Origin of the sequence: Idiomarina sp., from assembly GCF_019431395.1 — a bacterium.
GTDB lineage: Bacteria > Pseudomonadota > Gammaproteobacteria > Enterobacterales > Alteromonadaceae > Idiomarina.
This window is the reverse complement of sequence record NZ_CP080268.1, coordinates 2,838,397-2,850,187: the sequence shown is the minus strand read 5'-3', so window position 1 is coordinate 2,850,187 and position 11,791 is coordinate 2,838,397. Positions and strand designations below refer to the sequence as shown.

General features: G+C 51.4%; 10 protein-coding genes. 2 read left to right on the top strand and 8 right to left on the bottom strand.

Annotation, left to right across the window (positions count from 1 at the left end; all coding sequences use genetic code 11):
• Positions 1-4: 4 nt before the first annotated feature.
• Genes gspF through gspC form a run of 4 tightly spaced genes read right to left on the bottom strand, consistent with a single transcriptional unit; the run spans position 5 to position 5,622 of the window.
• Positions 5-1,231: a type II secretion system inner membrane protein GspF gene (gene gspF, locus KZ771_RS13815; protein WP_290653935.1), complete on the bottom strand. Its 1,227-nt coding sequence runs from the start codon at positions 1,229-1,231 to the stop codon at positions 5-7.
• Positions 1,232-1,237: 6 nt separating this feature from the next.
• Positions 1,238-2,728 (bottom strand): type II secretion system ATPase GspE, encoded by a 1,491-nt coding sequence (gspE, locus tag KZ771_RS13810; RefSeq protein WP_290653934.1) that lies wholly within the window; start codon positions 2,726-2,728, stop codon positions 1,238-1,240.
• Positions 2,721-4,799, bottom strand: a complete 2,079-nt coding sequence (gene gspD / locus KZ771_RS13805) for a type II secretion system secretin GspD (protein WP_290653933.1) — start codon at positions 4,797-4,799, stop codon at positions 2,721-2,723. The genes gspE and gspD overlap by 8 nt, the downstream gene beginning before the upstream one ends.
• A 10-nt stretch (positions 4,800-4,809) precedes the next feature.
• Positions 4,810-5,622 (bottom strand): type II secretion system protein GspC, encoded by an 813-nt coding sequence (gene gspC / locus KZ771_RS13800; protein ID WP_290653932.1) that lies wholly within the window; start codon positions 5,620-5,622, stop codon positions 4,810-4,812.
• Positions 5,623-5,826: 204 nt separating this feature from the next.
• On the opposite strand from gspC, the gene hslR reads away from it, so the two are divergent.
• Together hslR and hslO are read left to right on the top strand one after the other, a co-directional pair.
• Entirely contained in the window at positions 5,827-6,237 is a 411-nt protein-coding gene (gene hslR, locus KZ771_RS13795) for a ribosome-associated heat shock protein Hsp15 (protein ID WP_290568978.1), read from the top strand.
• The gene (hslO, locus tag KZ771_RS13790; RefSeq protein ID WP_290568976.1) at positions 6,234-7,073 is read left to right on the top strand and encodes an Hsp33 family molecular chaperone HslO; all 840 of its coding nucleotides are present in this window, start codon (positions 6,234-6,236) and stop codon (positions 7,071-7,073) included. The genes hslR and hslO overlap by 4 nt, the downstream gene beginning before the upstream one ends.
• Positions 7,074-7,134: 61 nt before the next feature.
• Here the strand turns inward: hslO and der are convergent, their stop codons facing one another.
• The 4 genes from der to hisS are packed head-to-tail and all read right to left on the bottom strand — an operon-like array spanning position 7,135 to position 11,737.
• Complete coding sequence (gene der / locus KZ771_RS13785; RefSeq protein WP_290568974.1) at positions 7,135-8,577, bottom strand: ribosome biogenesis GTPase Der; 1,443 nt, start codon at positions 8,575-8,577, stop codon at positions 7,135-7,137.
• A gap of 6 nt (positions 8,578-8,583) precedes the next feature.
• Positions 8,584-9,831 (bottom strand): outer membrane protein assembly factor BamB, encoded by a 1,248-nt coding sequence (bamB, locus tag KZ771_RS13780; RefSeq protein WP_290653931.1) that lies wholly within the window; start codon positions 9,829-9,831, stop codon positions 8,584-8,586.
• Positions 9,831-10,448, bottom strand: a complete 618-nt coding sequence (locus tag KZ771_RS13775; protein WP_290568970.1) for a tetratricopeptide repeat protein — start codon at positions 10,446-10,448, stop codon at positions 9,831-9,833. The genes bamB and KZ771_RS13775 overlap by 1 nt, the downstream gene beginning before the upstream one ends.
• A gap of 11 nt (positions 10,449-10,459) precedes the next feature.
• Positions 10,460-11,737, bottom strand: coding sequence for a histidine--tRNA ligase (gene hisS, locus KZ771_RS13770; protein ID WP_290653930.1), 1,278 nt, complete (start codon positions 11,735-11,737; stop codon positions 10,460-10,462).
• Positions 11,738-11,791: the final 54 nt, after the last annotated feature.

Here is an 11,791-nt window from a genome sequence, read left to right as displayed (position 1 = left end):
ATAGTTACAGTCCTACACTCTGGTTTAATTGCAATATTGGCTGAATAATTGCCAGTACAATAAAGAATACAATGCCGGCCATGGTGACAATCAATCCCGGCTCAAACACTTTTAAGCTCACCTGCACCAGTGATTCAAATTCGCGGTCCTGGTTGTCCGCCGTGCGCCGCAGCATTTGCTCGAGTTCACCGGATTTTTCGCCGGCAGCAATCATATGCAACATCATCGGCGGAAATAGTTTGGTTTCCTGTAGTGCGGCACGCAATGACGAGCCTTCACGTACCCGCGTCGCTGCCTCGTCAATGGCGTCACGAATGGCCAGGTTACCGATCACCGTTGAGGTGATGCGCAAGCCGTCCAGTAATGGCACTGCGGACGAGGTAAGAATACTTAACGTACGTGCAAAGCGGGCGGTGCTGACGCCACGAATAACCTTACCGATCATCGGTAGTTTTAACAGCTGGCGATGATAACGTCGCTTGTTGTTGTCATTTCGCAGCCATTGCTTAAACGCCACCACAGCGCCAATAACTAAGACCAGTAACCACAGCCCCCAGTTCTGCAAAAATTCAGAAATTGTGATCATAAATAGTGTAGTGCCCGGCAGGGTCTGACCCATATCAGCAAAGTTTTCGACAATCTGCGGTACAATCGACACCAGCAAAAACACCACGATACCGATAGCCACCAGAGTTAACATCAGCGGGTAAATCAGCGCCTGTGTCAGCTGGCTTTTCATGTGCTGACGTTGCTCGGTGTAATCAGCCAGCTCGTTAAGTACCTGGTCGAGATGACCGGACTTTTCACCGGCTGCCACCATCGCGGTATACAACGAATCGAATACGCCGGGAAAGTCGGCCATGGCCTCAGCCAGCGAATAGCCCTCGACCACTTTACTGCGCACCGACATCAGCAATTTTTTTAGGCGTGGCTTTTCGGTTTGGTCAGCGACCGCCAGCAGGCACTGCTCAATCGGCAACGCTGAGCTGACCAGGGTTGATAATTGGCGGGTGATTAACGCCAGATCCTGCGCTTTGACGCGCTTAACCGGGCGCCAGCGTGATACCTGCTGACCGCCTTTTTGTTCATTATCGGCCGCCGGCTCTACCTCAACCGGCATCAGACCCATTTCACGCAGCTGCTGGCGTACCTGGCGCATGGTGTCAGCTTCGAGTACCCCGCGCTTTTTACGGCCGTTGGCGTCCAGTGCCTGATATGAAAATGCTGCCACGCTACCTTACTCCTCGCGCGTTACGCGCAGCACTTCTTCTAACGTGGTCTGGCCTTCCAGCACCTTATCAATGCCGTCGCGACGAATCCCCGGCGTTGATTGATGCACGTACTTTTCAATCGCCTGCTCGCCGTGACCGTTGTGAATCAATTCACGAATGTGGTCATCAATAACGATTAATTCATGAATGCCGGTACGACCGCGATAGCCTGTCTGGTTACAGTGTTCACAGCCCTGCGCTCGATAAATAGTGACCTCTTCAGCGGTTCTGTTCTCTGCCGCTAACATTCTGAATTCCTCGGCATCGGGCTTATGCGGCTGCTTGCATTGTGAGCACAGTGTGCGCACCAACCGTTGCGATAATACCCCCAGTAGACTCGACGATAACAAAAACGGTTCGACCCCCATGTCTTCTAACCGCGTTATCGCGCCCGCGGCGGTATTGGTGTGCAGAGTCGACATCACTAAGTGCCCGGTCAACGACGCCTGCACGGCAATTTGTGCGGTTTCGACGTCACGGATCTCACCGACCATGACCACGTCCGGGTCCTGCCGCAAAATCGCCCGCAAGCCGCGCGCAAAGGTCATATCGACTTTCGGGTTGACCTGCGTTTGGCCAATGCCTTCAATGGCATATTCAATCGGATCTTCGACCGTCAGAATGTTGCGATCTTTAGAGTTAATCTCGGTAATGCCGGCATACAGCGTGGTGGACTTACCGGAACCGGTCGGCCCGGTCACCAGAATAATGCCATGCGGTTTATGAATCAGCTCAGCAAAAATTTGCCGATTTTTATCGGTCATGCCGAGCTGCTTTAAGTTTAGCCGGGCATTGTTTTTATCCAGTAATCGCAATACCACGCGCTCGCCGTGGTTGGACGGCATAGTCGATACCCGCACATCCACTGCCCGTCCGGCAATCAGCAGCGAAATTCGGCCATCCTGCGGCACTCGTTTTTCGGCGATATCCAACTGCGCCATAACTTTTATGCGCGAAATCAGTAACGACGACAGTTTACGGTTGGGCTTAAGCACCTCGCGCAACACGCCGTCAATGCGAAAACGAATGGTCAGCTGCTTTTCGAAGGTTTCGATATGAATATCTGACGCACCTTCTTTGATCGCCTCGCTGAGCATGGCGTTAATCAATTTTATAATGGGCGCGTCGTCTTCGCTTTCCAGCAGATCTTCGGTTTGCGGCAGCTCATCGGCCAGCGAAAATAAATCCGACTCGTTGCCAATGTCTTCCATGAGCTGTTTGGCTTCGGATGAATCACGCTGATAGGCTTTGGTTAGCAATGTCTCAAAGTCCGACGCCGGGTGTTCTTTAACACTAAACGATTGTTGCAGCGCGCGCCTGACTTCCAGTAGTGCCTGTGCCGAAATCCCGGCACGACAATGTACGGTCGGATGTTCGCCCTGCTCGACCACCACGCCAAACCGTTTAGCAAAGCTAAATGGCAGCCGCTTAGTGGCAATAGCACTGGCATCAGTCATTGTTGTTACCCTTCGCTTCCTGCGATTTTTTGTCCATGTAGTCATCAAAACTTGGCGGTAAGGTCAACTCACCATCCCACTCCGGCATCACCGGGGTGTCTTTAGTCGGCATTAAGTCCACACCCTCGGCACGACGTTTTAACTGCTCGGCACGCATGAAGTTATATTTTTCGCGGCTAATTTCCGCCAGCTTACTGCCATCACGCACAATGGTAGGCCGTATAAATACCATCAGATTGCGCTTTTGCGTCGACGTCGAGGTTGAACTGAATAGTTTTCCAAGGAACGGGATATCGCCCAGCAGAGGAATTTTAGACACCGACTCCTGTACGTCTTCGTCGATAAGACCGCCCAGTACGATAGTTTCGCCGTCGTTCGCCATCACCGTGGTTTTTAGTTCGCGCTTGTTGACGATAACGTCCACTGAGGTTGCGCCACTTAAACTCGATACTTCCTGCTCGATAAGCATTTGTACCGCGTCACCTTCGTTAATTTGCGGGGTAACTTTTAACTTGATACCGACTTCTTTGCGATCGACTGTCTGGAATGGGTTTTCGTTGTCGCCACCCAGCGTTGAACCGGTAATGGTCGGCACTTCCTGACCCACCAGGAAGCTGGCTTCTTCGTTATCCACCGTCACAATACTGGGCGTTGCCAGGATATTTGAATTGGTGTCCTGCGACACCGCCTGCACAACGGCCGCCCAGTCATTTTTAACCGTGCCGATCATCATGCCATTAACGCTGCCAAGCAGCTCGGCTAACAAACTAATATCGCCCCGTTGGTCCGGGTTTTGGGTTACCGCGCCACCTTCAGAAATGACCGTGGTACCTTCCTGGCCCTGCGCCTGATAAGCGCCTGCTGCGATGGCTCCAATAGGCACCTGATTGCCGGTGTTATATTGCACCAGGCCACCATCTTCACTCAGCCATTGAATACCAAAGTCGACGTTATCGCCTTCCAGAATTTCGACGATAATGGCTTCGACCTGAACCTGCGCGCGGCGAATATCCAAGTCGCGAATAACGTTTTCCAGCGACGCCAGCATGTCCGGTTCAGCCGTGATGACAACCGCATTGGTGGGTGCATGCGGACTGATACTGACCGTATTATTGTCATTACGCAAACGGCGTGCACCGTTGTTGGTACCGCCCTGTTGCTGTTCCACTTCTGCCTGAATTGAACGGCTGACGTTATCCAGTACTTCAACCAGCTCTTCTGCTCGCGCATATTTAAGATAATAAACGCGCGTATTACCCTCGGTTTTTAGATCCTGGTCGAGTTGCCGAATTAACTTAACCACTCGCGAGCGTGCCCGCGGTTCACCGCTTACGATAACGCTGTTACTGCGCTCGTCAGCAACAATTTTAGGGATCAACAACGACGGTGTCCCGTCTTGTGTGCTTTTTTCAAATAGATTCTGCGCAATACGAACCAACTCGTTAGCGGACGCGTACTCTAAGTCAATGATGTCGACATCCTGATCACCGGCCTGGTCCACGCGTTCGATAATTTCCACTAAGCGACCAATGGTCTCAGCGCGGCCGGTCATCATAATGACGTTTGAGGGGTCGTAACTGACCACCATGCCACCGCCGGTCTGATCATTTAATTGTCGTAGCAACGGCGCCAATTCGCGCACCGATACATTCTCGACTGCAACCACGCGGGTTATCATCATATCGCCCTGTTGCCGCTGCTCGCCGGAAACAACCGGCAATGGCGCATGCTGTGCGTCTTTATCGCGGATAACCTTAAGTACGCCGGAGTCCATTTCGACCACAGCAAAGCCATAAACTTCCAGCACGTTCAGGAAAAACTGGTAATACTGCTTTTCGTTCATGACATCATAACTGCGCACATCGATTTTACCGCGCACATTAGGGTCAATGATGATGGTCTTACCGAGGTTGCGTCCGACCACCTGAATAAATTCGTTAATGTCTGTGTTTTTAAAGCTGGCTGCGTATTCGTCAGCCTTTACCGTCGCCGCCGGAACGACCAACGCCGATGCAATGCCCAGCGCTAATGCGCTTAACCAAACTTTTGGGCCATGGGTATGAACTGCCATATTCGTTATCCTATTCGCTCGTCAGTTCGATGCTCATTTGCATCGGTTGACCATCGCGCACAATCGAGATATCTGCACGGGTCAGTGTGGTTAACTGGTTACTAAATTCCATTGCCTGTTGCATGTCGGTTAGGTCATAACCGTTGATGGCAACAGCGAGATCGCCATTTTGAAAGCCACTTTGGCGAAATAACTCAGGCTTCTGGCCGGCTTGCAAGCGATAACCGATCAGCTCTCCGTTCTCCATCGCCGGACTGATACTGACAAAGTCAGTCATTGACTGTGGGTCTGCGCTAAGCTGTTCCATCGCCTCGCCAATCTCGCGCGCCGGTATCTCTGTGGTTTCAGTGGTTGCGGCCGTTGGCTCATCGACGATTAACGATAAAGCCGGGCGGTCTTCGCCAATATCCTCTAACTGCAGAGTTTCGATACGTCCATTATTGTCCAACAGCACACGGTCGGCATAAATTTCTTCAACCGTGACGCCGCTACGCCCCAGTTCATCCCCAACGATATAGGTTTGTTGCTTACCTGATTGCTCGATAATTGCCGCAGAACGCAATGGATTGGAACTAGCTGACACACCAACCAAGCGAATATTTAATGCGGTTTTTGGGGCATCACGCCTGTTGTTACTCGCTTGAGTTGTCACCTTTCCAAATAAATTAAGTGACTGGATGGCAGGCATATCGATACTGCTTGAATCACCCTTAACCGATGCGGGGGTGTAATCAGGTAAGGTCACATTGAAATTAGGTTCACTCGGCTGCATCAACCACCAGCTCAGTTGAGCTAATAGTATCGCACTGACTATCCACAGCATAGCGGTCACCGCGCTAACTACAAAGGGCGCAGAGGCTAATTTTTTACCACTAAGTTTATTCAGGTACGGCAATTTGGGTCACTTTATCGTTATTGTTTTGTTAGACTTGTGTAGCTAACCGCATTCTTGTATCAAACGCAAGCCTGCCATGCGCGGGAGCCAACAATTGATTAACACAGTTTATGGTAATTTGATTGCATCCTTATGACAACAATTAACACAGTACGTTTAGATAAATGGTTGTGGGCTGCGCGGTTTTACAAAACCCGAGCCATTGCACGGCAGATGATTCAATCAGGCAAGGTGCATTATAACGGCCAGCGCGCTAAACCTTCAAAGGTTGTAGAGCTGGGCGCGATGCTTAAGTTGCGACAAGGCTTTGACAGTAAGGAAGTTGAAGTATTGCAGCTTAATGACCAGCGCCGCGGTGCTCCCGAGGCACAGTTGATGTATCGTGAAACCGAGGCCAGCATAGCAAAGCGTGAGGAAAATGCAGAAGCGCGCAAACTTAATGCCATGTATAATCCCCACCCTCAGGGTCGTCCGGATAAAAAACAGCGGCGACAGCTAATCAAAATGAAAGACGTTCAACGCAAAGACGATGGTGACCAATGACCGAACAAGCAATTGACTACCCTACTGATCAACTGAATCGTTATACCTTTGAAGGTCATGACGTACGCGGTGAGCTGGTACAGCTGACCAGCAGCTATCAGAGCCTGATCCGTGGCCACCAGTACCCACCGGCGGTACAACAAGCCTTGGGCGAGATGATGGCGGCCGTGTCGTTGCTTACCGCGACGCTTAAGTTTGAAGGTCATATTGCGGTGCAGTTACAGGGCGACGGTCCACTTAACTTTATTGCAGTAAACGGTAATCACCAGCAACAGTTGCGCGGTATCGCCCGGGTACGTGGCGAAATTACCGATACAGATATTCGTAGTATGGTTGGCAAGGGTCAATTGGTGATTACGCTGGATCCGGAGCAAGGTGAGCGTTACCAGGGTGTGACCAGTGCCGATGCCGATTCGATTGCACAAATGCTGGAAAATTATTTTATCCAATCGGAGCAGTTGGCCACTAAATTGTGGCTGCATGCGGACGGCGAACATGCCGCCGGTATGTTTTTACAACGTATGCCGGCATCCGGCAAAGATATGGTCGGTTTTGAACACCTGACCACGCTGACCGATACAATTACTGAGCAAGAGCTTTATACCTTGCCGGCAGAGCAGTTATTGCATCGTCTGTACCACGAAGAGACAGTACACATTTATCCGCCGCAAGCGGTTACTTTTGTTTGTGGCTGCTCTCGCGAGCGCACGCTGGAGGCGTTAGCCAGCGTACCGGTAGAGCAAATAAAGGAAATTTTAGAAGCTGACGGCGAAATCGTCATGACCTGCGACTACTGCCTCACCGAATACCGCTTCGCTGAAGCGGATTTTTCGTAGCTTGCGTCCTGCGTAGCTTGCGTCCTGACGCAAGCTCAAAAAAGTCGCGTCAGGACGCGACCTACTTCTTCTTAATAAACTTCATCAAGCGGCGGCGTTTGCGCTGCTGCGACAGGGTGAGTTGGTTCTTTTTGCCTTCGTACGGGTTCAGCGGTTCGCGGAATTCCATTTTTATCGGTGTACCCATTACGCCCAGAGCCTTGCGGAAGTAGTTAGTAAGGTACCGCTGATATGAGCCCGGTAGCCTGGTCACCTGGTTACCGTGAATCACGATACGTGGCGGGTTATAGCCGCCTGCATGCGCGTACTTGAGTTTGACCCGACGACCGCTGACCAACGGCGGTTGATGTTCGTCCTGCGCCATACCCATAATTTTGGTCAACTTAGACGTACTTACCCGGCGTGTCGCGCTGTTGTAAGCTTCTTCTACGCTTTCGAACAAATGCCCGACGCCGGTGCCATGCAGCGCAGAGATAAAGTGCAGGCGGGCAAAGTCGACAAAGCCTAAGCGCCGGTCAAGCTCGCGCTTAATTTCTTCTTTGTGGTCGCTTTCCAGGCCATCCCACTTATTCACCGCAATAACAATAGAGCGACCGGCATTTAAGGCAAAGCCAATCAGGTTTAAATCCTGGTCAGAAATGGTTTCGCGCGCGTCGATAACCACCAACACCACGTTAGCCTCTTCAATGGCCTGCAGTGTTTTTACCACCGAAAACTTCTCGATAGCTTCGTCAATACGCCCGCGGCGTCTAACCCCGGCAGTATCAATCAGGATATACTCACGATCGTCGCGCTGCATTGGTATATAAACAGAATCGCGAGTGGTGCCCGGCATATCGTAAACCACCACGCGCTCTTCGCCGAGTATGCGGTTAGTCAGTGTTGACTTACCCACATTGGGCCGGCCAACAATAGCCAGTTTAAGTGGCAGCGCATCGTAGTCAATTTCATCGTGGTCAAGATCTTCCGGCGCTTCCTGGTCGCGAATAAGCACGTCAGGGTAGTCATCGGCAAGCGGCCTGAAGCAGCTATCCAACAGATTTTCTACGCCGCGTCCATGGGCCGCAGCGATACCATACAACTCACCCAATGCCAGCGAGTAAAAATCTGCCATCGCGGCCTGCGCGTCAATACCGTCGATCTTGTTACAGACCATGTAGACTTTCTTTTGCTGCTGCTTTTTGCGTAAATGTTCAGCAATCGCCTGATCACCGACGGTAACGCCGTCGCGCGCATCGACCAAAAATAAGACGACATCGGCTTCTTCAATAGCCTGCAGCGATTGCTTCGCCATGACTTCGTCAATGCCTTCTTCATCGCCATGAATACCACCGGTATCCACCACAATAAATTGATAACCGTCGTAATTGGCCTGGCCGTATTTACGGTCACGGGTCAGGCCCGGAAAGTCTGCTACCAGTGCATCCCGGCTGCGGGTTAATCGATTAAATAATGTGGATTTGCCCACATTCGGGCGCCCTACCAGGGCGACAACAGGTAACATGTAATATTAACTTCCTGAATTAATTTCAATCGCCACAAGCTCGCCATCGCGAGTTTGGGTGTATAAGGTGGTACCGTCAACGACAGGTTGTGCATAAATACCGTCACCACCCACTTCGTAACGGCCTTCGATTTGGCCATTAGTCGGGTTTAACCAGTGTAGGTAGCCTTCAAAATCGCCAACCACGATAAAGCCGTCATGCCATGCAACACCGGTAAGTTTGCGGCCAAACATGGCGTTATTGCTCCACAACTCAATGCCGCCGTCCTGGTCAAGGCCATAAACGTGGCTTTGATGGTCTGTAAGGTAAATGCGTCCACCGCGCACTAAAAGATTCTCGAACGCGCTGTAATCACGCTTCCAGCGAACTTCGCCACTACGCAATTCCAGTGCGACCAGCTCGCCATTGTAGGCGATCATGTAAATCACACCACCAACAACGACGGGGTTCGCATCGATATCAGCCAGTGCCTCAAGCTCAGTCGCACCACTTGGCGTACCCACGTTTTGGGTCCAGGCCTGCTGGCCATTATTAGCGATTAAGATAGACGCGGTGCCGTTGCTGTCACCCAGAATTACACCACCACTAGCTATAGTCGGTGCTGACGAGCCTCGCAACGTTAATGTTGGTGTTTGGTACTCGTATTGCCATTGCTGCTCGCCATTTTCGGCATTGTAGCTAATTACCTGACCGCCGCCCGTGTGGACGATGACTCGCCCTTCACCTACGGCCGGATCGGCATTAACTTCATTACCCACTTCAACGTGCCAGACTAACTCGCCGGTGTGGGCGTCAAGAGCAACTAAATCGCCGTTTTCAGTACCCAGAAATAGTTTATCGTAAGCGGCTACCAGGCCGCCCGAAATACGAGCCGGAAACGGTGAAGAAAATATTCCGCTAAACCAACCTTCGTCGTCAGCTTCATTGATCTCGATAAGGTCGTGCAGCTCTACCGACCAGACTGTTTCACCCGATTCTTTGTTAAATGCCATGACGACACCCTGGCGGTCGGCAGCATAAACATTGCCATAATCGACAACCGGATTAAGACGCGAGAAAAACTCATCAACGCCATCGCCAACGCTACGATCCCATTTTACCTCAGCGGTTAACGTGCTGTTGATAGGCTGTAATGGCGCAACTTTTATTTCTTCGTCATCATCACCGAACAAGGAGCAACCACTAAGCAGCGTTGTAAAAGCGACAAGACTAAGTAGTGCGCGTGATTTTTTAAACGTTTGTAACAATTGCATTATGAAGCAGCCAAACTGTTGAGTTTAAGTTCCAGCGCAGGGGTTAACGATTCACCCTCTGATGCCAGTGCGCGTTGATACGCTTCGCGCGCCTGCTCGTTTTGACCCTGGTCGGCATAAATATCGCCTTGCAGTTCCGCGGCCGCGGCCTGATAAGCCGATGGCATTTCTGCCTGCACCGCGGCTAAAGCTGCATCATATTGCTGTTGCGCCAGTAACACCCGAGCCAGGCGAATGTTCGCCAGTGCCTGTAGATTGCTGTCGTCGGCGTCAGTTGCGACTGTCTGCAATGCAGTAACCGCAGTAGCTAAATCGCCATTTGTGGCAGCATGTTGAGCAAGCTGCAGCGACGCTAAATGGGCATATTGAGAGCCGGCGTTATCATTAATAAACTGCTGTGCATTAGCAACTGCATTGTCGGCGTCCTGTTGCAATTGGTTAGCTACCTGCTGATAACCAGCGGAAGCTGCGTTAGCCGCATCGATTTGTGCTTTGTCGTAATAGCGCCAGCCAAAAAACAGGCCAAAACCGATAACCGCACCGGCGATAATACCTTTGCCGTGTTCAGCCCAAAATTCCTTAATTCGTTCAACTTGTTGTTCTTCGTTCTGATCCACAGGATCACCTCTTATGCTTGCGTCAATGGCCGCAGAAACTCCACCAGCTCTGCGTGACTTAAGGTCGTTTGTTCAGCATCGCTGCGCAGCGGTTTTACCGTTACTTGTTGCTCTGCCAGCTCGTTTTCACCAACAATCAGAGCCACTTCGGCGCCCGACTTATCGGCCTTTTTAATTTGTTTTTTCATTGCACCGCCACCGCAGTGAGTGACTAACCGCAATTCGGGTAGCGCATCTCTTAGCTGTTCGGCAATCGCCGGCGCTTTTAGTTCCGCCTGTTCGCCTAACGGCATCAGGTAGGCATCAACCGCGCGGCGCGGGTTTAGTTTGTCTTGCTCCTGCAGCAACAACACCAAACGTTCCATGCCCATAGCAAAGCCAACGGCAGGGGTTGCTTTACCGCCCAGTTGTTCAACTAAGCCATCGTAACGACCACCTGCACAGACCGTGCCCTGTGCACCCAGCGCGGTAGTTACCCACTCAAACACGGTGCGATTGTAATAATCTAAACCGCGTACCAGCCTTTCGTTCAACGTATAGTTGATACCTGCTTCGTCCAGCCGCGCGCGTAACTGTGCAAAATGCTCCCGCGATTCGTCGTCCCAATAATCCGATAGACGCGGTGCGTCTGCCAATAACGATTGAGTGGTTTCGTCTTTGCTGTCAAGGATCCGCAGCGGGTTTGAATCCAGCCGCCGTTTACTGTCCTCGTCGAGCTGCTCCTGATACTGCGCCAAATAGTCGCGCAACGCGTCGCGGTAGCGTGCTCTGGCTTCGTTAGAACCCAGTGAGTTTAATTGCAATTCGACCTGATCAGCTATCCCGAACGCTTTCCATAGCCGTGCTGACAACAGAATGACTTCGGCATCGGCATCGGCTCCCGATAAACCAAAGGTTTCGATACCAAATTGATGAAACTGACGGTAGCGTCCTTTTTGCGGGCGCTCGTAGCGGAACATCGGCCCCATGTACCATAGCCGCTGGATTTGGTTATACAGCAGGCCATGCTGGTTGCCGGCGCGTACGCAGCTTGCAGTACCTTCAGGGCGCAAGGTCAGACTTTCGCCATTGCGGTCATCAAAGGTATACATTTCTTTTTCGACTATATCCGTTACTTCGCCAATCGAGCGCTTGAACAAGGCGGTGTTTTCTAACACCGGCATGCGGATTTCGCTATAGCCATAGCTGGCGGCGACTCGTCGAATCGTGGACTCAACTTGTTGCCAGGCCGGACTCTGGTCTGGCAGCAAGTCATTCATACCGCGGATTGCCTGAATGGATTTCGCCACAGGTAATGCTTCCCTTTAAATCAGTGGTTAAAAGTCGATAGCCTAAAAATCAAG